Origin of the sequence: Photobacterium minamisatsumaniensis, assembly GCF_050336695.1 — a bacterium.
GTDB classification, from domain to species: Bacteria; Pseudomonadota; Gammaproteobacteria; order Enterobacterales; family Vibrionaceae; genus Photobacterium; species Photobacterium minamisatsumaniensis.
Window position 1 is genome coordinate 76910 of record NZ_JAKJSI010000031.1, and the last position, 25166, is coordinate 102075.

Annotated in this window: 22 protein-coding genes; 11 read left to right on the plus strand and 11 right to left on the minus strand. The window is 43.7% G+C overall.

From position 1 onward, the window contains the following. Window positions 1-130: 130 nt before the first annotated feature. Entirely contained in the window at window positions 131-343 is a 213-nt protein-coding gene (gene cspE, locus L4D78_RS17200) for a transcription antiterminator/RNA stability regulator CspE (RefSeq protein WP_299017417.1), read from the plus strand. A gap of 159 nt (window positions 344-502) precedes the next feature. Here the strand turns inward: cspE and L4D78_RS17205 are convergent, their stop codons facing one another. Next, a complete protein-coding gene (locus L4D78_RS17205) occupies window positions 503-763 on the minus strand; it encodes a DNA polymerase III subunit epsilon (RefSeq protein ID WP_428468078.1) in 261 nt (86 codons plus the stop codon). A 172-nt stretch (window positions 764-935) separates the two neighbouring features. Continuing rightward, the gene (locus L4D78_RS17210) at window positions 936-1889 is read right to left on the minus strand and encodes a nucleoside recognition domain-containing protein (RefSeq protein ID WP_428468079.1); all 954 of its coding nucleotides are present in this window, start codon (window positions 1887-1889) and stop codon (window positions 936-938) included. Between the two features lie 365 nt (window positions 1890-2254). Here L4D78_RS17210 and L4D78_RS17215 point away from each other — a divergent pair, with 365 nt between their 5' ends. The 6 genes from L4D78_RS17215 to L4D78_RS17240 all read left to right on the plus strand — a co-directional run bounded on the left by L4D78_RS17215 (window position 2255) and on the right by L4D78_RS17240 (window position 7208). Then, the gene (locus L4D78_RS17215) at window positions 2255-2812 is read left to right on the plus strand and encodes a hypothetical protein (RefSeq protein ID WP_428468080.1); all 558 of its coding nucleotides are present in this window, start codon (window positions 2255-2257) and stop codon (window positions 2810-2812) included. Window positions 2813-2833: 21 nt separating this feature from the next. Beyond that, on the plus strand, window positions 2834-3724 hold the full coding sequence (locus L4D78_RS17220) for a sterol desaturase family protein (RefSeq protein ID WP_428468081.1): 891 nt from the start codon (window positions 2834-2836) through the stop codon (window positions 3722-3724). Window positions 3725-3729: 5 nt separating this feature from the next. Then, on the plus strand, window positions 3730-4407 hold the full coding sequence (locus tag L4D78_RS17225) for a response regulator transcription factor (RefSeq protein WP_428468082.1): 678 nt from the start codon (window positions 3730-3732) through the stop codon (window positions 4405-4407). Further along, a complete protein-coding gene (locus L4D78_RS17230; protein ID WP_428468083.1) occupies window positions 4404-5723 on the plus strand; it encodes a sensor histidine kinase in 1320 nt (439 codons plus the stop codon). The genes L4D78_RS17225 and L4D78_RS17230 overlap by 4 nt, the downstream gene beginning before the upstream one ends. A gap of 50 nt (window positions 5724-5773) precedes the next feature. Then, window positions 5774-5926: a hypothetical protein gene (locus L4D78_RS17235; protein ID WP_428468084.1), complete on the plus strand. Its 153-nt coding sequence runs from the start codon at window positions 5774-5776 to the stop codon at window positions 5924-5926. Window positions 5927-6050: 124 nt separating this feature from the next. Further along, entirely contained in the window at window positions 6051-7208 is a 1158-nt protein-coding gene (locus L4D78_RS17240; protein WP_428468085.1) for a B12-binding domain-containing radical SAM protein, read from the plus strand. A gap of 171 nt (window positions 7209-7379) precedes the next feature. Here the strand turns inward: L4D78_RS17240 and L4D78_RS17245 are convergent, their stop codons facing one another. From L4D78_RS17245 to L4D78_RS17260, 4 genes are all read right to left on the minus strand, one after another. Continuing rightward, window positions 7380-8405: an acyltransferase gene (locus L4D78_RS17245; protein WP_428468105.1), complete on the minus strand. Its 1026-nt coding sequence runs from the start codon at window positions 8403-8405 to the stop codon at window positions 7380-7382. 334 nt (window positions 8406-8739) lie between these two features. Continuing rightward, on the minus strand, window positions 8740-11586 hold the full coding sequence (locus L4D78_RS17250; RefSeq protein WP_428468086.1) for an AMP-binding protein: 2847 nt from the start codon (window positions 11584-11586) through the stop codon (window positions 8740-8742). Window positions 11587-11822: 236 nt separating this feature from the next. Continuing rightward, a complete protein-coding gene (locus L4D78_RS17255) occupies window positions 11823-13301 on the minus strand; it encodes a protein adenylyltransferase SelO (RefSeq protein WP_428468087.1) in 1479 nt (492 codons plus the stop codon). Window positions 13302-13399: 98 nt separating this feature from the next. After that, on the minus strand, window positions 13400-14746 hold the full coding sequence (locus L4D78_RS17260) for a hypothetical protein (RefSeq protein WP_428468088.1): 1347 nt from the start codon (window positions 14744-14746) through the stop codon (window positions 13400-13402). A 294-nt stretch (window positions 14747-15040) separates the two neighbouring features. Here L4D78_RS17260 and L4D78_RS17265 point away from each other — a divergent pair, with 294 nt between their 5' ends. Next, the gene (locus tag L4D78_RS17265; RefSeq protein WP_428468089.1) at window positions 15041-15880 is read left to right on the plus strand and encodes a CvfB family protein; all 840 of its coding nucleotides are present in this window, start codon (window positions 15041-15043) and stop codon (window positions 15878-15880) included. 242 nt (window positions 15881-16122) lie between these two features. Here L4D78_RS17265 and L4D78_RS17270 read toward each other — a convergent pair whose 3' ends face one another. The 3 genes from L4D78_RS17270 to L4D78_RS17280 form a co-directional block, all read right to left on the minus strand. Then, complete coding sequence (locus L4D78_RS17270) at window positions 16123-17430, minus strand: DUF1501 domain-containing protein (RefSeq protein WP_428468090.1); 1308 nt, start codon at window positions 17428-17430, stop codon at window positions 16123-16125. A 5-nt stretch (window positions 17431-17435) separates the two neighbouring features. Further along, entirely contained in the window at window positions 17436-19385 is a 1950-nt protein-coding gene (locus L4D78_RS17275; protein ID WP_428468091.1) for a DUF1800 family protein, read from the minus strand. Window positions 19386-19511: 126 nt separating this feature from the next. After that, entirely contained in the window at window positions 19512-20162 is a 651-nt protein-coding gene (locus tag L4D78_RS17280; RefSeq protein ID WP_428468092.1) for a MarC family protein, read from the minus strand. A gap of 283 nt (window positions 20163-20445) precedes the next feature. Here L4D78_RS17280 and L4D78_RS17285 point away from each other — a divergent pair, with 283 nt between their 5' ends. Further along, window positions 20446-20991, plus strand: coding sequence for an OmpA family protein (locus L4D78_RS17285; protein WP_428468093.1), 546 nt, complete (start codon window positions 20446-20448; stop codon window positions 20989-20991). Window positions 20992-21054: 63 nt separating this feature from the next. Here L4D78_RS17285 and moeB read toward each other — a convergent pair whose 3' ends face one another. Continuing rightward, window positions 21055-21807 (minus strand): molybdopterin-synthase adenylyltransferase MoeB, encoded by a 753-nt coding sequence (moeB, locus tag L4D78_RS17290; RefSeq protein WP_428468094.1) that lies wholly within the window; start codon window positions 21805-21807, stop codon window positions 21055-21057. 51 nt (window positions 21808-21858) lie between these two features. Then, entirely contained in the window at window positions 21859-23091 is a 1233-nt protein-coding gene (gene moeA / locus L4D78_RS17295; RefSeq protein WP_428468095.1) for a molybdopterin molybdotransferase MoeA, read from the minus strand. Between the two features lie 225 nt (window positions 23092-23316). On the opposite strand from moeA, the gene folE reads away from it, so the two are divergent. Together folE and L4D78_RS17305 are read left to right on the plus strand one after the other, a co-directional pair. Continuing rightward, window positions 23317-23970: a GTP cyclohydrolase I FolE gene (gene folE / locus L4D78_RS17300; RefSeq protein ID WP_428468096.1), complete on the plus strand. Its 654-nt coding sequence runs from the start codon at window positions 23317-23319 to the stop codon at window positions 23968-23970. A gap of 112 nt (window positions 23971-24082) precedes the next feature. Further along, entirely contained in the window at window positions 24083-25006 is a 924-nt protein-coding gene (locus L4D78_RS17305) for a LysR family transcriptional regulator (RefSeq protein WP_428468097.1), read from the plus strand. The last annotated feature ends 160 nt before the right edge of the window (window positions 25007-25166 follow it).

Below are 25166 nucleotides of genomic sequence, written 5' to 3' on the forward strand. Positions count from 1 at the left end.
CTTTAGCTACATCTACGTTATCGTATTGTCCCTAAGTGTTTACCTTATATTTACCGTAACATTGAATAATTCAACCACTTAGCACATCGCAATTTGGCGATTTATTTATTAACTTTATAAGGGGCATCATATGTCTAATTCAAGCACTGGTATCGTAAAATGGTTCAACGAAGAGAAAGGTTTCGGTTTTATCACTCAAGATAACGGCGGCGCTGACGTATTCGTTCATTTCCGTGCTATCGCTTCTGAGGGTTTCAAAACTCTAGCTGAAGGTCAAAAAGTTTCTTTTGAAACTGAACAAGGTCAAAAAGGCCTTCAAGCAGCTAACGTAGTTGCTTTATAAGTCGAAGACTTGATTTGAAAAAATGCTGGCTAAGGCCGGCATTTTTTATATCTGTCGTTTGACTATTTGAGAACGAAAAAAGTCACGTATAGATACGCGACTTTGAATTCTGAATCGTATAACAAGTATTGTTAATGTTGATCAATACTTATCTTTGGCTTACTCTGCGTCTTCTTGTTCGATAAAGTTAGCTTCAATCTTCTCGAGTTCTTGCTGTTCTTTGCGTTTTATTTCTTCCTGACGAGCAACTTTTCTTTCGTTAAGATCTTTTCGTTCTGATTTGGTCAGGAATTTGACTGCTTTTTTAGTAGTAAGAGCATACGCCACGACATCTTCACCTTTTTCTCTGCGCTCATTCACTCGCTGTGAAAAACGCTCATCGTCTCGTGCTTTACGTTGTTCGGCATTTAACTTACTCATCGCTCTAATCCTCATTAGTTAATCATGGTAGGGTTTCACTACACTCAGTCAAACAAATGAGATGTATTGCACATTCATGTCGCTGATGGCGATATTCTAGCATATAATTTCTATTATCATATTGTATGGCATTGTTATAAGGTTTTTATCATGGTTATGATGATAAAACGTTCTATTGCTCAGGAGTAGGGTGAATATCTCTCACTGGCATCAATCTTCCCCAAATAGCGATAACAATAATCGCGAAAACTAATCTCGCCCACAGTATCGCCATGATATCGGCACCCAGCAATAGAATGAGTAGCGTATCTTCAATTACACTATGACAAAGGCCAAGAAAACTCATCACTAGTAATGTATCGCGCTTAGATATATGTCCTTGTTTCACTTCATCAATCAGTAGCCCTGCACCAAAAGATAACCCTAAGGTCGCACCTATAACCGTGATGTTAGCGGCTTCTTTCCCAAGCGTTAGGCTGCGAAGCAGAGGGTAGAGCGCTTTATGCATTAAGGCTTCAATACCTACCCAACGTAAAATTCTTAATAGCGTAATTAAGCCACTGAGGATGACAAAAATTGTTAGCAGCATCTGGATTTGATCGATTGACCAAGAGGCTAAACTTGCATCGATTGAAGCGGTAGGTTGCCAAACTAAATTAATAGGCTGCTGTTGCCAGTCGCCCCAGAGGTAAACTTGATTAAGTATAGCGCCTAGTACGATTGCCCCACCAACCCGGACAGCGATTGTTACTCGCCACGAAACGCCGGTCGCTTTTGCCACAGCACCCTCAACAGGCAGGGCGTGGCCGATAAGTATCATGGTACCAAGTACCGAAGCATCAGCGACGGTGATAACTTCATGCCCTGCAATACTATAGAAAACAACCATCGCAGTGTAGATGTTAGTCAGAAGAGCAACAGCCCAAACAAGTCCAAGGCTTTCAGATAGGCCAACCACTGACATAACCGGTGACAATAAACTGGCAAGCCATTGCGTTGCCCCAAACATTTCAAGTACTTTGACAATAATTGTCGCGGGGATAAGTACTTTGAGTAAGGCAAAGTAGACTCGAAAAATATCGCTTATTAGTTGCGATATAACGGTTTTGTGTTTAGTTAAAGGCATTATAATCCCTGTTAATTATTAGCGCACGAGTACATTTTTCAGTGGTATTTTATCAATACCTTTAACGGTATTAGAGTCATCTTATGCATGAAGGCGGACTTGAATTCGATTGCTGTTTTCATCTTGAATACGCCCCAGATATTGTGGGTTTAACCGTACAGGATCAATGACATGAGAGCAACGGATAATGGATTAGGAGGGATGTAAGCGGCGATGTACAGTGCTGCATGTGCGTTGAACTGGCATAGTAGGGCGATAGCCTTAGGCAAGTATTGCAGCTTTAGTTAGTAACCTTTTGTTAACCACCTTACACATAGTCTTTTCTCCAAGTTAGAACGTCAATGCATTTCGACACAGGAGAGAAGATGAAACTATTCGCGTCAATACTAACAACGGGAGCCATCGCAGGTTCAATTTTGGGTTTGGTTGTTTTCCAGCCAGTTATGGCAGAAAACGCTCAACAGGATCAGGCCAAACCCGCCTTAGATGACATATCAATTCACACCAAGTCTTCGAAAGATACTCAGCAATTTTTGCACGGTGTAACCAAAACGATACCACTGCAATCCATTTCTATTTTGTGGCGCGACTTCGAGAACAAGGTCGTTGAGAAAAATAAGCTGCCTGCTGGGAGTGATCGAGTCATCGTTTTATATCAAAACTTCAACAGCGATTTTACTGAGGCTAAAGTGACGATAGGTTACCCAACTCAAAAAAATGTATTGTCCAATGCTATGGTTGAGCTTCCAACCATAGAGAAGGCCGATTTGCTATTGAGTAGAGGAAAGCACAGTGAATCTGAACTTATTGATGCTTGGAGCCGAATCAACTTCCAGAAATCGGTCGAAGCGTTGGTCGAAACTCACTATCTCAGCCCACTGGGGCTGCCGGAATCTAGCCAATTGTCTGTCTACTATAAATAGTGGGCTTGAAGGAGATACATTATGGAATTTATGTCTCAAGTTTTTTCTGAAACGACAATTATCTTCGCCGAAACCTGGGTAGATGATAGCTTTGTTTTTATTGCTATCGCGTTATTCCTGATCGAGCTAGTCCGCTACGGTTTCAAAAAGAAGCTTAGTTGGAACATGGTGGGTGACAGTGCGACTAATTTCGTCACGCTGTTTTTCCTTTTGGTGACAGTATTTTTCGTAGGGCTGGCTTACGTCGCAGCATTCGTATTTGCTTATGATAATTTCAGCCTTACCCAGTTGCCACTCACCGGTTGGACCATTCTTGGATGTTTGATTTTGGCAGATCTAGCCTACTATTGGGAACATCGGTTCCTTCATAGTAATGGTTTTGCATGGGGTACCCATTCGGTTCATCATAGTTCGCCGTACTTTAACATCTCAGTCGCCTATCGATTTGGTCCGCTTGACTGGTTCTTCCCCTTCTTTTTTCATCTGCCCTTGATTCTAATGGGCTTCAATCCATTCGTGGTGCTGATGTGTGAGACTTTTGTCCAGCTATTCCAGACTCTGCTGCATACCGAGACGGTGAAGAAGTTCCCAAGGCCGATTGAAGCCATTTTTAATACCCCGTCACATCACAGGGTTCACCATGCCACTAATAAGCAGTATCTGGATAAAAACTACGCAGGAATACTGATCATCTGGGATCGAATGTTTGGTACCTTCGCCCGTGAGGGTGAAGAGGTGAAATATGGCGTTTACCCACGGATTAACTCCGTCAATCCGTTTAAAGTATACCTTCATGGCTACGCGAAACTGATAGAACAGTTGTGGCATGCGCCAAGTTGGGGCTACCGACTGCAAATTCTGATAAAGCCGCCTATTTGGGTATGGAAACAGGAACAACAAAGGAATAAATGATAACCATGAACATTAGTGCCCTGCTAATCGAAGACGACAGAGATTTGGCTGAAGCTATCAGTGATTATATGGAACTGGACGGTTTTGAGTTTGATTTTGCCTACAATGGAGCTGCAGGGCTTAATCTGGCGTTAACTAATCAGTACGAGGTTATTCTCACTGACATAAACATGCCAAAAATGAACGGTATTGATGTGTGTCAGTCGCTTAGAGATAAAGGCATCAGTACGCCAGTACTGATGTTAACGGCTAGAGATACATTAGATGATAAGGTGACAGGCTTTGCGGCTGGCTCTGACGACTATCTGGTTAAACCGTTTGCCATGGAGGAGCTAAAAGTCCGACTTCAGGCATTAATTCGACGCTCACAAGGTGCTGTTACTTCGTTAAAAGTCAGTGATCTGAGTGTTGATTTGGATAAACATCTGGTCGTTCGCGGAGGGCAAGCTGTAAAGCTTCCCCCTGTATGCTGGAAAATACTGGTATGCCTGATGCGCAGTAGTCCGAATGTGGTCAGCAAAGCCAAGTTGGAAGATGAGGTTTGGGGAGATGAATTGCCAAGTGCAGACAGCCTTAAAGTTCATCTGTTTAAACTCCGTCAGGCCATCGATGCGCCATTTGAAACCAAATTAATTCACACTGTACATGGGGTGGGCATCGCAATAAGAGAGGATGATGCATGACCAGAGTCAGCATAAAGCGCGATATCTATCTCTACCTTTTTGGTATCGTAATCAGCCTAACGGCCGTATACGGGTTGATGATCAATCAGAGCTACCACATCGGGCTGAACGAATCGGCTAAATATGGTTTTCTTTATGAGCTGAAGGCGTCGGAAAGTGAGTATCTCAAATCTGGCCAACTGCCCCAATTTCAGACCAGCACGTTTCAGGTTTATCTCGAACTCAATCAGATCCCGCAAAAATTCCTCACAGCTTTCGACTGGAACACATTCGTTAACGACGCGATTTATGAGCACTACGTGCCTGCGACAGGTAGTGCTACTGGCGAATATCTTTACGCCGCTTCACATCATATCGCCAGTGTGGATAAGACCTTATATGTCGTCTCTCAGTATGACGAAGCTATCTACCTTGAACTGTTCGAACTCAGTCCGCCTGACTCAGTCAGCCAGTTTAACTCTGCTTTTATTATGATTGGTGGATTATTATTACTGGTGTTTCTTATCATTCGCTTGTTGATCTATCGATTAACTAAGCCCATTTTGGCTCTGTCTCAATGGTCAGAAACGTTGGATTTAAATCAGACCGACAAACTGAAATGCTTTCGCTACCGCGAAGTAGATCTTCTTGCCAATCAATTGGTCGAAAGTGTTCGTAGTGAGCGAGATGCCATAGAACGCGAGGCGTTTTTCCTTCGAGCTGCCAGTCACGAACTCAGGACGCCAGTGTCTATTATGTCAGCCAGTAGTGAAATGCTAGAACGATTGTCTGAATCGATGCCACGAGGTGGGCAAAGAGCAGTAGCCCGAATTAAACGCTCCGTTGCAACAATGCAGACGTTGATCACCACGCTTTTGTGGATGAGTCGTAACACTCAAGATGATGTGGAGCCGACCAACATCAATGTCCATAAGTTGGCAACGGAAGTGATCGAAAGCCACCGCTACTTAATCGACCACAAAAAGATACGTATTGAACTGAACATAAAGAAAGAACCTTTGCAGATTAGGGCTCCACTAGCACTGATTGAAATAGTACTCGCCAATATGGTTCGTAATGCTTTCCAACATAGTACGAATGGTATCGTGAGTATCTCTTTATCAACTGATTATATTGGTGTAACGAATCCCATCGAAGACATGACAATTCATGAGTCTCAGTCAATTGAAGCCTCATTTGGCATCGGCTTAGTTCTGATAGAAAAAGTGTGCAGCAACCAAGGTTGGCACTTCTCACATCAACAGGAAAATAGCGTTCATTTTTCCTCTGTTGTTTTCCACCACGATAAAGCTCCTCTTGACGTAACCAAACGTTAACCTCTTATCTATTATCCTTGTTCCCAAGTTAAGCATTAGGAGTTAAAAGCATGGGAACTTGGATTTTAGAAACACTACTTTGGTCGATGGTTACTGTCGTGGTTTGTGTGGCTATATGGGGCTTCACTCTGCCAAATATCTTGATTGCATTGGGCATTTCAGTCGGCGTATCTCTATTGCTTGGCAACAGCTGGCGCAGCTGAACGTAGTTAGACTCGCTATTTGCAGAGGAAGCGGATGATATTCCCTAACTTCCTGCAAAAGAGAATGCATCAAAGATAAAAGCTGTCGCTTTTTCTTATCTTTATCGAGAGTTAGGTGTGATCAATGAAAATATATATTATTAAAGCATCCGCAGGCAGTGATTATTCAAAATACAAGGCATCAACAGGTGGACCTCCGCAGAATATCTTTGCCGCCGCTGCAGCAACGCCGAAATGGTACTCGATAGATATGGTCGACGAAACGATTGGTGTAAAAGCGAACCTAAATACGGATGCGGAATTAATCGTGATTTTTATGTCTACGCCTGATGCCTATCGAGCCTATGAGCTATCACAAACTTATCGGGAAAAAGGAAAAACGATTGTACTTGGCGGCCTGCACCCCACGTTTAATCAGCAAGAGGCATCACAGCACGCAGACAGCCTTATTATTGGTGAAGTGGAAAACTATTGGGTTCAGTTTCTTCGTGATGCCGAATTTGGTTGCTTGAAGGTTAAGTATAAAAGCCAAGAGCCTGTCGATTTAAGTCTACTGAATCCTTACCCAACCAATATCATTGCCCCTTCGGTATATGATTATATTTGGTCTGTTGTGGTGACAAGAGGGTGCCCATTTAAGTGTAATTTCTGTCTGGTGCCTCGATTTTTCAATCAATTTCAACAAAGACCAATTGCTAATATTGTCAAAGAGCTTGAGCACCTAAAAGCCCTTGGCGTGGAGTGGGTTGAGCTTCATTCAGATAACCTTACCCATGACAGAGAATATGCAATGGCACTCTTTAAAGCGATAGAACCGCTTAAGATGAGTTTCTATGGTGAAACCACTGTATTAATAGCACGGGATGAAGCCTTGTTGAGTGCAGCCGCTAAAGCTGGCTTTAAGTCAGTATTGTTAGGGATTGAAACGCCTTCTGAAGAAGCACTGAAAGCGCAGAAAAAAGGCTTTGTTAAGCCTTCGAAAATGAAAGAATACATTGCCACAATCAAGCAGTATGGCATTGAGGTGTGGGGGGATTTTCTATTTGGTTTTGATGAGCATGATACATCCATCTTTGAGCAGACTCAGGCGTTTCTGAATGAGATCAAGGTTGATAAGGTGATTCCACACTATATGATCCCATTCCCTGGCTCAAAGACGTATTCCAACTTAGAGAAAGAAGGGAGAATATTGACTACCGACTGGTCTAAGTACGACGGTAGCCATACAGTTTTTCAGCCCAAAAATATGACACCCAACGAGCTTGCTGATGGTATTTATTGATTTGGAAGAACAACATTAGTATGCGGGATAAACTAAAAGCTTGGTTTAGTTAATTCGACCCATAACATATTGAAAATAAGGTGTATTCAGGACACCTTATACTTTCGAACGACATCGCAATAGTTGTGATATCAGGTTTGTTGGGGGACGTTATCATCCCCCTGTAAATTGTTAGCGCAGTAGTACACTTCTTAGCGGTGTTTTATCTATACCTTTAACGATAACGTAAGACATTAGACAGGTCAGTATCAACACCGAGACATCGGCCAGAAAGCCAGAAAACTCAAGCATACCGAACGTGTTGAATAGGTAGATAATCACTAGTAAGTGAACAAGGTAAATACCTAGAATATCTTTACCAAGCTTAAGGGCTTGAGTCGAGCGGCCAAATTCAGGCCTGCTAGCGAGCATAAAGAAGATACCGGCTGCCCAAAGCGGTGTGCCAAGCAAGAAGTCATTTATATTAAAGGCTACGTCATGTTGCTTTAGTAGGAATAGCGCTTCTAATAGGTGTAGCCCCATGCCACCTACCGCAAGTAGTGCCGCGATAGTGAATGGCAGTTGGTAGTTATGTTTTCGTGCCATAAAGCCAACAGCAACCATTAAAGTACTTAAGAAAGGACCATTACGAGTGAATATTGGAGCCTCTAAGCCAAAAATAGGCTGATAACTTCCCGCCATCAGGCCATAAAGATACAGAGCGATAGCAATAGGAAAAATCAGCTTTTCTTGTTTGAATTCACAGCACAACGCGATGATAGCCAGACCACTTAATAGGCCAGGGATATACCAAAGGTGAACTATTCCGCCTTCAAATAACGTATTTAAAGGGTTTGAAGCAAGAAACCCCCAATAGCCGCTGCGCTCAGCAATATAACCTTCAGCAAAGAATTTCGATAGATTAAAAGGTAAAGCGAGGTAAATCACACTCCACGCCAGCCAAACTTTCAGTAACGGTAAGCTATAGCGCTTTAACGTACTTAAGGCACTTTCGCTCAGCTTAGGCATGATGAAATAACCGGCCAAAATGAAAAAGAATGGAACCGCAAAACGACCTAGTTGATTAAGGAGTAAGCCTACCCATGGTAGTTCATCGATCAGAGGTGCATCCATTAATGGTTTTGCATGGATAACAATGACAGCCAATAGGGCAATTAAACGCCCCCACTCAAAACTTGCAATTCGGTCTTTGTGCATATTCAAAAGTTAATCAATCAAGCGAAAAAAGTGGGGCGAATGTAGCAGCCTTAGTCGCAGAAAAGGAGTTATTTAATCAAAGAAATATCAGCTTTGTGTAAGAAGTGATTAAAGCGTGAGCTGGCTCTCAGTGATCCACTCACTGCTGTGTTCTAGGCAAGTTGAGGTGGTCAAAGTATCGACATCTCACTTTAACAGATAGCGATGTTTTGTAATTCTCACACGGATAGTATCACCTATGTAGGTCTAACTCTTTTTCTGAATTACCGACAAATAAACGCTTCCATTTCGTTTCTGGTTGAATGACAACGTTTCATAAAGGTTGTCTCGAGCCTTAACGCGTGTTTTCTTGTGCCAAATCAGGCTCTTTACTGCATGTTAATATTTCAGATCTCACTTGTGCTCGTAGTGCTAAGGCCGCGTTCCAGTCGTTGCCGTTGGGCATGATGGGTTTGCTGATGATAACGTCTATATGCCCATGACGAGGAAATAATGATTTATCTCTTAATATTGAGCGAGTGCCCCGTAAGGTAACCGGCAGAATGGGCAACGTGTGTTGGGCCGCAATTTGAAATGCCCCCATATGAAAGGCATGGATTCCCGCCATACGATATAACGTGCCCTCAGGGAAAAGTGTCAAAGGGCTGTGACTTTGCGCACTTGCGCTGAGATTTTCGGTATCTTTTAGGCTTTGTTGGGTGTCAAAGCGGTCGACAAAATGGCTGCCGAGTTTGGTTAAAAAAATGCGGGCAAACGGGTTCGCTTTGAGTTCCGCTTTAGCGACAAACTGGTGTTCTAATTCGGTCGCCGCAACCAATACCAGTCCATCGAGGTAACTTGCATGGTTAGCCACAATGATAAAGGGCTCGTCACCCTTGGCAGGAAGGTTATGTTTACCCGTTATGGTTAAGGGGATGCCTGTTAGTCGGATCAGTGTGCGAGCTCCCCAGCGCGTTACTTTCCAACATTGGTGGCGAGTCGGAATGACCGCCACCAAGCACCATACTAGCGGGGCGAGTAGTGCCATTATTAACCACATGTAAGTAGCAAAGAAAAAATCGCGGAGCAGTTGTGTGAAACGATAGAGAGAGGGACGTACCCCCGCGATAGCCATCCGTAACGTCTGTTGCCAAACAGGTCGCTGTGATGCATTCAGGTTATGGTCTTGATATAACGTTTTACAGGCAGAACGGCGTATTTTTCCGCTTGATGTTTTCGGTACGGTATGGGCTGGGCAAATGACGATATCATCAACTGGGATCCCCAATAAGTTGATGGCGAGATCTTGGATTTGTTGACGCAGTTGTTGTTGCTCGTCGGTATTGATGAGCTTTGACTCGGCTAGAACAACCAGCTGTTCGGTGCCCGTTTGATGATTATCTGCTGCAATGGCGGCAATGCAGCCTTTTCTTACGTCAGGCAGTTGGCTGATTGCTGCCTCTAATTCATGGGGGTAAATATTGCGCCCCGCTTTAATGATGATGTCTTTTATTCGCCCAGTTAGAAATAGCTCACCTTCCATGGTCAGCGCTCGGTCTCCTGTTTTTAACCAGCCATCATGATATAGCTCTGTCGTTTTTTTCGGGTCGTGGTAGTAGCCCGATGTTGATGATGGTCCTTTAAATTCAAGCTCGCCTTCTTGACGTTCAGGCAGCTCGTTGCCCAGCGCATCGACAATGCGGATTTGATGACCAGATAGCGGCAACCCAAGCCCTACAAGCTGTAGCGTATCCGCTTCGCCATCTCTAGCGGCTACCGCAGTGCCTGAACGCATCATGACTTGCCGCTGAACGGTTTCAATGCGTGGCGGGCGGGAGTGGGCAGGGAATGTGAGTCCAACAGATGATTCGGCCAAGCCATAGACGGGTGACATTGTTTCTGGGCGAAAACCGTATTGGGAAAAACGGGCTGTAAATCTGGCCATGGTTTGCGGGCTGATAGGTTCTGCACCATTCCATGATAATCGCCAACGACTAAGATCGAGGCCTTCTAGATCACTGTCTGCAATTTTATTCAGGCACAATTCATAGGCAAAATTGGGGGCTGGCGAGAGAGTACCGTTATGGCGATGAATCGCCCATAACCAACGATGTGGCTGTGATAAAAAGGCTAAGGGGGACATAATGACGAGTGGCATGGCGTGGTATAAGCTTCCTAGCCAAGCGCCGATTAACCCCATGTCGTGGTACACGGGTAACCAACTGATAAAGACATCATCAGGACTGGCTCTTACGGCCTTGCCCATCGCACGAATGTTTGCGAGTAGATTAGCATGGGTCAACATAACCCCTTTGGGAACACCAGTACTACCGGAGGTGTATTGCAGAAAAGCGATGTCATTGGTCGTAGCGTTGCCTACATAGACTGGCGTGTTGTGTTGGTGTAACTCATTGCATGTGACGACAGATGACATCGAGGGCACTTGAAGTCGAAGCAGGTGTGACAGCGGTTTCGCTTCTGTAACGGTAATTAACAACTTGGCTTCCGCATTTTTCAGTATTTTGGCATGTCGTTGGAGGTGATCTTCCAGTTGTGAGAGCCTCGCGGGGGGATAGATAGGAACAGGGATTGCGCGCGCATATAAGATGCCAAAAAAACAGTAGAAGTAATCGTTACTGGTGGGCAGCATGATAGCAACGGTGTCACCGGGTTCGATGCCATGCGCAATTAACCCTTTTGCGACATCTTGCGCTTTGTCGCGTAGACGCTGATAACTGATTGTCTGCGTTTCGTTGGCATTTTGGTAAACATAAAGGTGAGGCCGAGTAGGGTGATGGTCAACGTGCCAATCTAGTAGTTCTTGAAGGGTCATGACATGATCAGGGTTTGCATCGACTGTATCGAGGCTGATTTCTCCAACGGTATCTTGTAGGGCTATGGGGACTTGTTGTGCAGCCAATACTTCATTGAGTAAGTCTCTTGGGGTATCAATGCGGGCGAGTGATTGATCGGAAAGGTTCAGCGTAAAACACTGCGCTGTGCGTTGAAGCAATTCGGCTCTTGTTAGGCTATCAAACCCTAATTCATGATCAAGTTTGCTATCGAGATGGATCACATTTGTGGTGTGTTGCGAGGGTTGAAGCTCTTTGGCTAATTGAGTGACAAGGCCAAGTATTCTCTGGGCGGTGTGTTTGGGATCCTGAACTGATTGCGTTGAGCTGTGCGCTGGGCTATCCGACATACTTGCCACCTTATCGCTATGGTCTTGAACAATACCAACATGGGCGCTTTCGCTAACTGAAGTTATTGTACAAAAGTGTAGCTAACATCGGTGAAAAGGTGTTGATATGACGTCAGATGTTAATAAAGAAATGTTGGCACAGATCCATTCGGCTGTAATGTAGAATAGGTATCGAGGCTTATTCAGGCTCTCACCAGCACCCTTATAGTGCTGGTGAATAGTCGAAATGATGATGTTTATGATGAGCAGCTAATTTCGAGTTCTTTGCCCCAGTCGGGAGGTGATTGGGCAAAATGTGTAAACCGGGTATGTTCTGCGTATGGGGTTGCGAGTACTTCGAGTAGTTGTTCAACTAGGCTATTATCACCTTGCTCTGCAGCATCAATGGCTTGTTGGGCAAGGTAGTTACGAAGAATGAATTTAGGGTTGATGCTTTGCATCATCACCAGTCGCTCGCCATCAGGTTGCGGCTCTTTTTCCAACCGCTTAGCGTATTCCGATAGCCATTGTTCAAGTGGTGCGGTGTTGTGGAATAATTCAGTCATCGCATGGCTTGGATTAGGCAGTTCAGAATGTGGGATAGAAGACAGCGTCCTGAAGAATAAAGTGTAATCAACGGCTTGCTGAGACAGAAGATCAAACAGGTGGTTAAATAAGTCGGTATCTTCTTTTTCTTTCGCGATTAACCCAAGTTTGCTACGCATATTTTGGCTATATTCACGCTGTAATTGGGTTTGATAAAGCGTGAGTCCTGCATCAATTTTGTCTTTGTGTAATAGAGGGGTTAGTGCATAGCCTAGAGCTGACAGATTCCATAGGGCAATACTCGGTTGCTGGTTAAATGCGTATCGGCCTGAATAGTCGGAATGGTTACAAATATACCCTGGATTATAATCGTCTAAAAAACCATATGGCCCGTAGTCGAAGGTCAGGCCAAGTACCGACATATTATCAGTGTTCATTACACCGTGAGCAAACCCGACCGCTTGCCAATCAGCAATTAGCTTGGCTGTAAGTGCAACAATGCGCTGAAACATGAGTGCGTAGCGTTGTTCATCATCTGGCTCTTCGCTAATTTCGGGGAAGTGATGCTGTATAACGTAGTTAGCAAGCTGCTGTAATTCAGCATGTTGATTGGTGTAAAACAGGTATTCAAAGTGACCAAAGCGAAGGTGACTTTCTGCTATACGGATGAGCGTGGCACCACGTTCTATTTTTTCTCGATAAACAGCCGTTGAGCTGGATAATACTGCCAGTGCGTGGGTGGTTTTAATACCGAGTCCTGCCATTGCTGCACTAGCAAGGTATTCACGAATACTCGATCGTAATACGGCGCGACCATCGCCTTGACGAGAATAAGGGGTTAAGCCAGACCCTTTTAAATGGATATCCCATTTACAGCCTGTAGACGTTAATACTTCACCAAGAAGTAGCCCGCGTCCATCACCCAAATCAGGATTATATTGCCCAAACTGATGCCCTGTGTATTTCATTGCTATTGGGTCAAAATGAGGGTGTTCATCGTTGCCTGTAAACAAGTCGATAAAATACGGTGTATTCGCCTCTGTAGGGTCCAGCTCAAGTAATTGACACACTTCACTGTTCACACTAATAAGAAATGGGTCACCAAGAGGTTGAGGTGTAATGCGGGTGCCAAAAGTGGAAGGCAATGCACTATAGGTGTTATTGAACGTTAACTGTGACAGAGTTTTCATTGGCTGCTCATTGATACGCTTATCTCTTCTTTAAGCGTATCAACTTATCATCAGGTTACAACGGAGAGAAAGTAGGGGTAATAATAAGGCGCTGGTGGCTAAGGCTCAATAGCTTCTATATCAACAATCTTTGAACGATTCATAATGACTTTCCAACGGCGTACACGAACCGTATTGTCTTCATCGGTTTCACGCGTAATCAAATTAATTAAATGACGTTTTTCTACCGTTTCCTTCGATACTTGCCCATCTTTGAGCAAATAGATTTTTTGCGAACCTTTCTCCATCAGCTTTGTAATGATACGTAGATCAAGCATGATAGATTCACGTGTTTGTTCGTAACCAGTTAAAAACTTAGTTGGAGACATACGTGTAGTACTTTTATAGTGCAGTATGGTTTCTTCACGTTGCGAAACCTTGTGTTTGCGAATTTTCCTAATTTCTTCATCGAGCTTCTTAAAGCTTGTATATTCCATCCACTCTAGTTGGCGGCCAGTAAGGTGATTAGAATTGATATCGAAAAATTGTTTTCGCCACTTAGGTTTTCCTTTTCTAACCCAGCGCCACAACATTGTTTTTAAATCGTCTTTGAAGATTTCACGAGCGGCATAAATAAATGACATGGCTAGCACAAACGATGCCGTAATGTCGCCTAACACCCCACGTGCTTTTATCAGCATGAGCGTGACAAAAATCATCACAAAACCTGCAGCAAACCCTGTAACGACTTTTCGAGTATTGTTGCCCAGCTCAACGGTCTTTTCTTTCATCGTGACGGGGTATTCGATGAGTCTGCGTAACAGGCGCATTTTATTCGACATTCGAGTGGGATCGAGGGTTGCACGAGAAGAGTTGTAATTGTTCTTCATACGGTGTTCGGATTCGTTTGTGCAGGTTTCCAGTAGTCGTGCCTTTATTTCGCTGTAATCACTGTTACGCGGTAGATGAGCAATTAACTCAAGCAAGCGTTGTTCAGTAAACCATGACAAGTAGTTATCAACATTTTCATAGTATTTATAAAGCTTTTTATCGGTTGGGGCACTACGACGTAGTCGTTTAAGAATACGCTTCGTAAGTTGAGCGACTTCTTCAACTTCTTCAAGTGAACGCTCTTGCTTATCATCAAGTAATTGCTGCGTGGTTTTTTCTAGCGCAATAGCATATTGGTAGGCATATAAACTCAAACTTAGGCGGTATTGCTCAGTTGACAGTTTTCCACGGCTAGCGAGACGGCTGTGAACAAGGGGAAGATGGTTCACATCACTATAATAAGTGCGTTTACCTTGAATCGCATTATGGAAGAAGTCTTCTTCTGAAATAATGTTGCTGTTTAGGCCGAGTTCACCGGGGATGAAAAGATAGAGATCGAGCTGCCTGTTGGTTGTTTCTTGAATGACGTGGGATATTTTGAGTTTATGTCCGTCTTTTTTTTCAACAGTGATCACTATATTTATTTACCTCGGAGATTTAGGAGCGCTATTGGCAGGGTAGTGCCAATACTTTGAAGTTGAGTTAATTTTAGATGAATTAGCCACTTAATAGCAGTGTTAATTCAGTATTGTTACGCTGTTAGCGTGTAAAGTAGGCAAATAATTGAAGATAGGTCAGGCGCACGGAAGTAACATCACGTATAATGCGCGGCCTAACGTATACGGTGATCGCAAGCGCGTTCATCAATAATGCAACTGAGTGATTATTAAAGTTCAGTCGTTTTATTTACCCAGAGAGTGTCGAAACAAATGATTAAAATTGGACAATACAACACATTAGAGGTCGTCAAGCAGGTAGATTTTGGCGTATTCCTTGACGGTGGTGAAGACTTTGGCAATATTCTACTGCCGAAATCCTCTGTTCCGGCAGGCACTGAGCTGGGAGATAACATCGAAGTCTTCATCTATTTTGATTCTGAAGATGAAATTATTGCGACGACTGAGCAACCTTTTGCGCAGGTAGGTGACTTTGCATTGCTACGCGTTGTTGGTGTTTGTGAAATTGGTGCTTTCGTCGATTGGGGCCTGAGAAAAGACTTACTTGTTCCATTTAGCGAACAACGCCGTCGCCTTGAAGAAGGCCAAGATGTCATGGTGCGTATCTATACAGACAAAGCGTCGGGCCGTATTGTTGGTTCAACTAAATTCAACCGTTTCCTTGATAAAACCCCAGCAAACTATACAGTGGGTCAGGAAGTACAGGCATTGATCGCAGAAACGTCTGAACTTGGCTATAAAGCGGTTATTGAAGGCGAGCATTGGGGCCTATTATTCAAAACTGAATCGTTCGGTAAATTGTTCCCAGGCAAAAAGCTAAAAGCATACATCAAAGAAATTCGCCCAGATGGTAAAATTAACCTGTCTTTACAGAAGGCTGGTCGTGCTAAAGTTGACGATCTTGCGGATAAAATTCTAACCACGCTAGGGCGTAAAGGTGGCTCGTTGCCATTGAATGATAAGTCAACGCCAGAAGCTATTTTTAAAGAATTCCGCACCAGTAAAGCGACCTTCAAGAAAACCATTGGTGGTCTATACAAAAAAGGCCTCATTGTCATTGACCGTGAAGGTATTCGATTAAACGATAACTAATCGTTACCGCTGAAACTGGCGGTTAAAAATTCGATAATCAATATCAAGGCCACTTGCTTAAAGCGAGTGGCTTTTTTATTTGTCGATGTCTAGTCCTGAAATGTGTTTACTTACAATCTAAATGGCTGGCAGGATAACTCAACATTGTATTGATGCGTAAACCAAAGAAGGTGTTTATAAATTCAGCGGGTAGTTGAGAGTAGACCGCCTCAATGTATTTAGAGGCGGTAATATGAAAATAATTAGCTCAAAAATCCGAGGTTTTTTTGTTCGAAATTCACCAAGTTAGGGAATAATGTATCCAGTGATTCCGTAGGAGTACCAAACCACTGAGCCAGTGTCGCGGCTACTTGATCGGCTGAGGTTGTTGGGATCATCCGGCCATTATTGTTGATTGACCAGTTACCATCATGGGTTAGATCTAGGATGTTTCCGTAGTACTGGCCTCCGAGAACTGCATCTCCCATCACTAATTCATGTCCAGCCCAGCCATGAGCTGTCCCTGTTCCGTTAGTTAATTGGGACCGACCGAAGTCTGACATGGTGAAGGTAGTAACATTTGGTCCAAGACCCGAGACATCCAGTTCAGCTTGAAATGCGGATAACGCTTCTGCTAATTCTTTGTATAAACGTTCGTGAGCCGCTAGTTGATTATTGTGTGTATCATAACCGCCTTGTATCACATAAAAAACTTGCCGCTGCTGGTTCAGTACCGCATTACCCTTGATCACCTTGGCAACCAATGACAAGTTATCAGCCAGAGATGACTTAGGGAATTTTGTCGTTAGGTCAGCTTCTAGTAGCGGGTCGAGTTGTGCGCCTGACGATAACATCTGTTGCTTAATGAGGTTAATTTGTTGACGAAAGATATTCACGCGCTCAACAGCCATGTCATCTTTGAAAGCTTGTTCTAGGCCTCCCGCTAACCCAAATGCTTTAATATTGGCACTTTCCGATAACAGCACTTGCTGGTAACTGCTAGACAGCAAAAAGTTGGTTTCTTCTCCGGTACTATATGCGGGGCTAAACTCATAAACCGGTGAGGCGAGGGTATCCAGTAACCTTCCTGCCCAGCCTGTTGCTATATCTCCCCCAACAAACCCGCTTCGTTTTGCTGCTTGCATATCTGCATGTGAACCGAGCCGTGAAATAGAGGGGACGGTTTTGGCTTCAAATGCTGCTCTATCACCCGCTGCGATTAAATTACCCGTGTTTATGATTGCACTCATCTTTCCTTGTGCGAAGAGGTCGGATAATGGCGATAGTGCAGGATGCCCACCCAGAGCTAAGTCGCCGTCCATCGCGAGGTTAATTAAGTTATTTTTATCGATAGCGAGTGCACCTTTGGCACTAGCATACTCATCATAACGTTGAGATTGCGTTGGGATCAGCATGTTATGTGAATCGTTACCGCCGGCAAGGAATACGCAAACAAGTGCTTTATAATCACCACCTGCAGCCATGGCTAAATTCCGCATGCCAATACCTGTCGATAATGAAAGTACACCAGCCGTTGCGAGGGATTTTTTTAGGAAATCACGTCTTTTCATTATCGTTACTCCTGAACCAAGTATTCTGGGGAAGTGACCGTTAGCCAAATCATGCCTTTACAGCGAATTCTGCCATTATTCGCGCCAATTGAATCGGTGAACTGACGATAAGTAGCTAGCATCGTGCCGCTGATAGGACGGTGGTAGAAGGCCTGTTGTAAGTAATCCATCTGTTGCTCAAATTTAGATACATTACTATTGGAGTAACATGTTGATATATCAACTTTATTTGATTCGTTGATTTCAGGGGCATCATAATTTTTATTCTGCCCAATGACGCTATGGAAAATATTACTGAAGGCTTTAAATGATGAAGCGTTAAGAACCGTAAATTCAGGCGCGGTTAACTTGGCTTCAGAAATGGCACCATCAGGTGCGTCTGTTGGGCGGTAGTAGCTAAAGACTGAGGGTGCGCCGAGTGGAATTTGTCCGTATGAATCTGCGGTGTCTATATCACGGTAATATCCATCAAGGTTACCACGCATTGCCATTGCTCTGGCAAGGTTGGTCATGACGATAAGGGGCTCTTTAAGTTTGTAAGCTTGACTATTTCTCGCTTCTTCATCGCTGAGGATTGCTTTAGCGACCATGGCAAGATCACCTCGAACACCTTCGCCGTTGTTCCTGAAAGCACTTGCCACACGTGCAATGTATGCTGGTGACGGGTTCGACATAACTAGACGCTGGATCAATATTCTACTGACAAAAACAGGGGTGTTGGGATGGTTAAAGAGCATATCGATAGCAAGTTCTAAATCTTGCTGTGCCGATTTGCCACCTTCAAAACTAATGCCCATAACATGCTTACTACCACTGTCGTGACGACTATCATTCGGTTGCATCGGCATGAATAATTCACCGTCTGATAGATTAGACCAATCGGTATTACCCGCGAGATGCCAACCAGTTAATACTCGAGAGAACTCACCCACATCTGCTTCTGTATAGGTTGCAATAGGGCTACCATCTGAATCGAGGAAAGGTGAACCGTCAGGTTTTAGCTCATCTAAGCCGATGGTAAAAAGCTGCATTAACTCTCTTGGATAGTTTTCATTGGGACGGATCCCTTCGAAGGGGTTTTCTAACTGGCTACCGACCGATGTTAAGTAGTAACCCATCGCTGGGTGACGTGATATATCGACAAGTAAATCACGATAATTTCCTAATCCATGACGAATCAATAGATCATAATAATCGGTAAGCAGACGGGGCTGCTGGCTTAGTGTGGCGTCTTTTTCTGATACAACGACAATTTCGCTTAGGGCAAAAGCCATACGCTGGCGGAGTTGATCCGGTGCATTAATGCTTCTGTCCCACCATACTTTGTAGCGTGTTTCTGCGCTTGCTCCCGTGCCATAGGCAACATATTCATCAAACCGTGGGAGGTGATAACTTGGATCAGTGGCCAATTGTTCATTAAACCATTGCTCAAACCCTTGGGCGCTAACTTGTGAAGGCTCGTTAATTTTGGGGCCAAAGCTCGCTTGAAATAATAAGGAGGCTGCTTGCTCGTCAGTTAACATGACTTCTGGTAGTACTGGCGCTGGAGCTTGCGGGTCGATTCGAGGGTAGGTTAAAGCACCTGATGCATTTTCATTAGGTTCCACTATCCAAGTGAAAGGGCCATAAGTACTTGTTTCTGTACCATCTGTCACGGTGAACGTTACATCAGGGTAGTAACCTTCAGAGCCTGCAGGTGGCATTCGATTAGCCCATGGTTTTGCCCAGAAAACGCCGTTGCTGTTTACCCAAATAAAGCTGGGTAAGTTCTCTGTCGACCAGCTTAGTTCGCCAGTCCCGTCATATTCAACGGGGATATTCCAGCGATACTTTTCACCAACAACACCTCTTGGCGGCTCGGTGTTGGGGGATATTTCTAACTTGGCATAACTCATTGAGGATATGGTGATGGGGATCGACACCAATAGCCCTTTGCACATGCTTGATAATTGCATCCTTGCCTCCTTTTTTGGCTTTTGATGTAATTATAAGCAGGCATTTAAACGTTGGAGTGAAGATATATTGATGCTGTGAATGTATGGGCTCAAAGTCACAGTCAGATCAGAAGGAAAACACTCGCATTAACTTGGCTTATCAAACAAGAATATTGCATCGTGTACACCTTGAATAAGCATTTGCATGGCAATAACCGTTAAAATTAATCCCATTAAACGGGTAACAATACTAATGCCATTTTCTCCGATGACACTGACGATTTTTTGACTGTAAATAAAGCAAACGAGTGTAATGATACAAAGCACGGCAAAAGCACCAATTGTGATCAAGATATTAATAATGCCACCTGCCGCCGAGTAGTTCATCGCCGTCGCTATAGTACCGGGGCCGGCGAGGATTGGTAACGCAAGGGGGGAAATAGCAATATCTTGATCGGGCTGGGTACTTGGTTCACTCGTCTCATCAGATTTGTTTGAGTGTAATTTTGAGCTGCTGCCTTGTAGCATGTGGTAACCCACAAGAAACACCAAAATACCCCCCGATAATCTGAGTGCTGGTAGAGTAATACCAAATAACTCAAATATTCCTTTCCCGAGTAAGCTAAATGACGCAATGATTAAAAATGCTGATAAAACAGCTTTCATGGCTGTTGCACGCTGCTGCTGGTCGTTTTGGCTACTGGTTAATCCAAGAAACACTGCGGTGTTGGCTATTGGGTTCATAATGGCAAAAAAACCCATAAATACAGTAAAGCTGACAGTCATTAGATCATGCATAAATAAAAATCCTACGCTGAAGAGTCGTTGTGAGTCTCTAGTTCGATTTTAGATAACAAACGATAAAGATTATTCCTGAAATTGATTTTTAAATGTTCCTGCATCTTGCAAGTTTAAAGTGATGAAGAAGCCTGCCGCAGTAATTTTGGACCGAATTGCGCATTACAAGCTTATTTGTGACGTCGTTCCATAGTTGGTTTTTTGAGATAAAAAGGTCGCTCTACTTTTGATAGAGTCGGTGAATACTTGGAGCGTAATAGTCAGGAAGGCGTTGGTATTAAAGATGAAAATAGTATTTTATTTAGTGTTGTCTTTGTTAATCGTTGGGTGTCAGTCAACTGGAAATAGAACGGCAACGAGCCCTGTTTCTCAGGAGAAAGTTGATGCTTTTTTGACGGAGAATATAAGAATAGCCAAAGCATTAATACCAGACAATGTGGGCACTGTTCAGAGAAAAGGTGATCAAGTGATTATTACCTTAAAAGGTGATCGTAGCTTTACTCACGACAGCGCAGATATTCGTTATGAAGCACAGGATGTATTAAAGCAGCTATCGACATTAATTAACCGTTTACCGGAATCTCGTGTTTTCATTGCAGGGCATACTGATAGCATCGGTTCGGAAGAGTATAATCGTATTCTTTCTACCAAGCGTGCGCAGTCAGTGTCAGACCTTTTAGTTGATAATGGTGTTGATGAGGATCGTTTGGGTATTTTCGGCTTTGGTGAAAACTCCCCAATAGCCGACAATCAATTGAATTCAGGGCGACAGGCAAACCGCCGAATAGAAGTTAGGGTGACACCTAAATTTGATATGTTTGCAGATTAAACAAAAGGAAGCATTGCTTCCTTTTGTTATTAATACGCTATTGGCATAAAGCCGTAGCTAAGATTACTTTCCCCCACAGACGACACAGTTAGCTTGTTTCGCTAGTTTCATTTCACGCCAGCTCATCGTCATCGCGTCAAGCATTAGGATCTTCCCTGTTAAAGCTTGCCCCATGTTGGCAACAACTTTAATGGCTTCCATCGCTTGCACTGCACCAACAATACCGACAACGGGTGACATGATGCCAGCCTCTACACATGTTAGAGTTTGTTGGCCGAATAGGGCACTGAGGCATTGATAACACGGCTCGTTGCCTTGATAGGTATAAACACTGATCTGGCCTTCCATTCGAATGGCAGCACCAGAAATCAACGGTGTTTTATGCTGGTGGCATAACCGGTTTAGCTGGTTGCGAGTTTCAACATTATCGCTGCAATCAATCACTATTGTGTGTTGTTCAATGAAAGTACTTAGCGCCGTGTCTGAAAGACGCTGCGCAATCGTCTCAACTTGCGTATTTGGATTGATTGTTTGTAGTGCTTGCTTTGCTGAATCGACTTTCAGTTGGCCAACGGTATTGTCGTTGTGCAAAACCTGTCGTTGAAGGTTTGATACTTCAACAATGTCGTCATCAATAAGCGTTAGTTTACCCGCGCCAGCAGCTGCGAGGTACTGAGTTGAAGCACAACCAAGGCCGCCAGCACCAAGGATTAACATTGAAGCGGCTTTTAAAGCTTCCTGACCGTCAAAATCAAACTGTTTGAGAATTATCTGGCGGTTATAGCGCAGCATTTCTGCATCGGTAAGTTCTACCACGGGTGTTTCCTGTGAGGTAAAGGAGGTGAGAGCGGCTCTCACCTCATTCGGTTAGTACATAGTATGATTAAACAGCTCGATAGTAACATCTTCATTAGGCATCACACGTCCGCGGTCTTGTTCTAGCACCACAAAGCAGTTTGCTTGGTGCATAGAACTAAACGCACCGGAACCTTGGTTACCAGTTGTCGTCACTTCAACCTGACCGTCAGTATTTATGCTATAGATACCACGTTGGTAATCAGCTCGACCAGGACGTTTCTTAAACACTGACGTTGCTTTTGCTGTTAGGCGCTGTGGTGGCTGATATTGAGTATGCCCTGCAAGTTGCGCCAGCATTGGTTGCACAAGTTGATACAGCGTAACCATGGCTGACACTGGGTTGCCCGGTAGGCCACAGAACCATGTGTTTTTAATGGTACCGAATGCGAAAGGTTTACCCGGTTTCATTGCGATTTTCCAGAAACCGATTTCACCTTGCTCATCTAGTATGTCTTTGGTGTAGTCAGCTTCACCCACACTAACGCCACCTGACGTTACGAGTACATCTGCTGTTGTTGCGGTATCGAATGCTTCACGTAATTTTTCTGGGCTATCAGGGATGATGCCTAAATCCATTACGTCGCAGCCAAATTTTTCAAGTAGCGCACGAATACCATAACGATTGCTGTCGTAGATTTGACCAGCTTCAAGTGGTTCGCCTACTGGACGGAGTTCGTCACCGGTTGAGAAAAAAGCAACCGTTGGACGTTTATAGACAGAAAGCGTTGCAATACCTAAAGAGGCGAGCAGGGGCATCTCGCGAGCAGTGATGCGTGTTCCTTTAGCTACGACCACATCACCTTGATGGACATCGTCGCCTATCGGGCGCACGTTATCACCTTCTGGTGGTTTTACCGTAAAGCGAATGGCATCACCATCGACTTCGGTTTCTTCTTGCATGATAACAGTGTCAGTGCCTTCTGGCATTTGAGCACCTGTCATAATACGAATACATTGACCTTGTTGGCACACCCCGTCGAAAGGCGTGCCGGCAAAAGATTTTCCCGCTAGGGTTAATGTATCGCTTACTTGCAAATCAGCGCTACGAAGAGCATAGCCATCCATTGCAGAGTTAGCGAAAGGGGGTACGTTTATTGGTGAGCAAATATCGTCAGCGATGACAAAACCCATCGCATCGGAAAGCGAAACTGTGTTTACAACTTCTAATGGCTTAACTTGATCCAAGATCTTTGTTAGTGCCAATTCAACTGGCATTAAGCCCGGAGTATCACAACATCCCATAATTGGTATCCGTTTATCATTTTATTATATTTTGCATAGTAAGTAATTATGACAAAAAAAGCTTCCCATAACTAATGCCGCATTAAATACGTGGTGTAATTATTGTCATTTACAGGTATCCTGCGTCCAGAAATATTGCTGGTATGCGTATTTGGATAATTTATCATCATCTAAGTCTCTAATCTTACTTAGAATTTATCCAAGCCAGTAAGTTGGAGGAATAAAATGACAGCATTTAGCGAATCTGCGTTGAAAGTGCGCCAAGCACTGGTTGATCGTGGCCTTGAAACGCCAATGACGGATAAAGTCGTTAGCCGCGWAGAGAAGAAAGAGAAGATTGAGTATCACATGCGTGAGATCCTCGAGCTTCTATCATTAGATCTTACTGATGATAGCTTGGTTGAAACCCCACATCGCATTGCCAAAATGTATGTTGATGAAGTGTTCTCTGGCCTTGATTACACCAATTTCCCTAAAATCACAGTTATTGAAAATAAGATGAACTGTGATGAAATGGTGCGAGTTAAAGACATTACATTAACTAGTACTTGTGAACATCACTTGGTCACAATTGATGGCAAGGCAACGGTTGCTTATATTCCTCGTGGAAAAATCATCGGTCTGTCCAAAATTAACCGAATTGTTCGTTTCTTTGCTCAGCGCCCACAAGTGCAAGAGCGCATGACACAACAGATTTTGGTTGCATTGCAAACCTTACTGGAAAGCGATGATGTGGCAGTCACTATGGATGCAACACATTATTGTGTAAAAGCGCGTGGTGTAATGGATGCGACCAGTGTGACCACCACCACAGCACTTGGTGGTATCTTCAAGCGCAACCCAGCAACGCGTGCGGAATTCTTGCACGGTCTTCGCTGAGGCATCTTGGTTGTATACCATACAAGTTTAAATTTCATAAAATGCCAGCGTATAATTCGCTGGCATTTTTGTTTGCCTTTGTTGGCAGCTAACTAATCCAAACAAGGATCTCATGGATTTAATTAAACTATCGCGCATTAGCATGAAGCACCTTATTACCCTTCATGTCATGCTTGATACGCTGAGCGTAACAGCGAGTGCTGAGCGCTTATGTTTAAGCCCATCGTCAGTTAGTAAAACGTTGACCCAGTTGCGAGATAACTTGAACGATGAGTTATTTTATCGTCATGGTAACCAGCTTGTGGCAACACCGCTGGCAAGGCGGTTAGGGCCAACAGTCCATCAAATGATCAACGAGATGAATCAGATGCTAACGCAAGAAGCATTTGATCCTGCTTCTTATCAAGGTCGATTCTCTTTAGCAATGCGTGAAAGTACGTTTGAACTTATTGCGGCTAAATTAACAGCCAGAGTGTTAGCGCAGTCACCGGGTATGCGGTTGGAGATATGGTCACGCGATAGTATGGGGTTTGAAAGCTTATCAAAAGGTCGATTAGACTTTATTATTTTACCCCATGATAAAAGCCAGCCACCTAGCTCTCACAATAACCTTGTTTGGGAAAGCCTAATTGAAGACGAGATGGTTTGTTTAATGAATGCCGACCATCCATTAGCTGATCAGCCTTTAACCATTGAAAATTATTTGAGCTATGGGCATGTTGGAATAATGGACAATGATTTGAATGTTCCATTTTTTGAAATGCAATTGGCGCAGCAGCATCAAAAACGTAAAATTGCAGTAAATGTCGCTGACTTTGGCGGGGCGGCGCTGATGTGTAGGCACAGCGATTTACTGTTTACTTGTTCACAGAAGTGGGCTGAAGTAGCACTTCAAGCAAAAGGTTTAATAACCAAACCCTTGCCATTTAATTACGGTGAGGTGTCTTACAGTTTGGTATGGCACCAGCCGAGTATGAATGATCCTGCTCAACGTTGGCTGTATGAACAAATCGTCGAAGTATCAAAATCGACTTAACGTGTTGAGATATTACCGTAAATACAAAAGGTAATTAGTTCTAGAGTGTGCGTTGTGACAGCAAAAGCTACCCGTTACATGCTGATGGTTAGTTTGATGCGTGTCAATTCACATTAAGGAAATTACCTGAGTTATTCTTATTTGATAATTCAATAAAGAG

Bases quoted from the DNA above. Each gene is read 5' to 3' on its own strand.
- cspE (WP_299017417.1), top strand. From the start codon at position 131: ATGTCTAATTCAAGCACTGGTATCGTAAAATGGTTCAACGAAGAGAAA.
- L4D78_RS17205 (WP_428468078.1), bottom strand. From the start codon at position 763: ATGAGTAAGTTAAATGCCGAACAACGTAAAGCACGAGACGATGAGCGT.
- L4D78_RS17210 (WP_428468079.1), bottom strand. From the start codon at position 1,889: ATGCCTTTAACTAAACACAAAACCGTTATATCGCAACTAATAAGCGAT.
- L4D78_RS17215 (WP_428468080.1), top strand. From the start codon at position 2,255: ATGAAACTATTCGCGTCAATACTAACAACGGGAGCCATCGCAGGTTCA.
- L4D78_RS17220 (WP_428468081.1), top strand. From the start codon at position 2,834: ATGGAATTTATGTCTCAAGTTTTTTCTGAAACGACAATTATCTTCGCC.
- L4D78_RS17225 (WP_428468082.1), top strand. From the start codon at position 3,730: ATGAACATTAGTGCCCTGCTAATCGAAGACGACAGAGATTTGGCTGAA.
- L4D78_RS17230 (WP_428468083.1), top strand. From the start codon at position 4,404: ATGACCAGAGTCAGCATAAAGCGCGATATCTATCTCTACCTTTTTGGT.
- L4D78_RS17235 (WP_428468084.1), top strand. From the start codon at position 5,774: ATGGGAACTTGGATTTTAGAAACACTACTTTGGTCGATGGTTACTGTC.
- L4D78_RS17240 (WP_428468085.1), top strand. From the start codon at position 6,051: ATGAAAATATATATTATTAAAGCATCCGCAGGCAGTGATTATTCAAAA.
- L4D78_RS17245 (WP_428468105.1), bottom strand. From the start codon at position 8,405: ATGCACAAAGACCGAATTGCAAGTTTTGAGTGGGGGCGTTTAATTGCC.
- L4D78_RS17250 (WP_428468086.1), bottom strand. From the start codon at position 11,586: ATGTCGGATAGCCCAGCGCACAGCTCAACGCAATCAGTTCAGGATCCC.
- L4D78_RS17255 (WP_428468087.1), bottom strand. From the start codon at position 13,301: ATGAAAACTCTGTCACAGTTAACGTTCAATAACACCTATAGTGCATTG.
- L4D78_RS17265 (WP_428468089.1), top strand. From the start codon at position 15,041: ATGATTAAAATTGGACAATACAACACATTAGAGGTCGTCAAGCAGGTA.
- L4D78_RS17270 (WP_428468090.1), bottom strand. From the start codon at position 17,430: ATGAAAAGACGTGATTTCCTAAAAAAATCCCTCGCAACGGCTGGTGTA.
- L4D78_RS17275 (WP_428468091.1), bottom strand. From the start codon at position 19,385: ATGCAATTATCAAGCATGTGCAAAGGGCTATTGGTGTCGATCCCCATC.
- L4D78_RS17280 (WP_428468092.1), bottom strand. From the start codon at position 20,162: ATGCATGATCTAATGACTGTCAGCTTTACTGTATTTATGGGTTTTTTT.
- L4D78_RS17285 (WP_428468093.1), top strand. From the start codon at position 20,446: ATGAAAATAGTATTTTATTTAGTGTTGTCTTTGTTAATCGTTGGGTGT.
- moeA (WP_428468095.1), bottom strand. From the start codon at position 23,091: ATGGGATGTTGTGATACTCCGGGCTTAATGCCAGTTGAATTGGCACTA.
- L4D78_RS17305 (WP_428468097.1), top strand. From the start codon at position 24,083: ATGGATTTAATTAAACTATCGCGCATTAGCATGAAGCACCTTATTACC.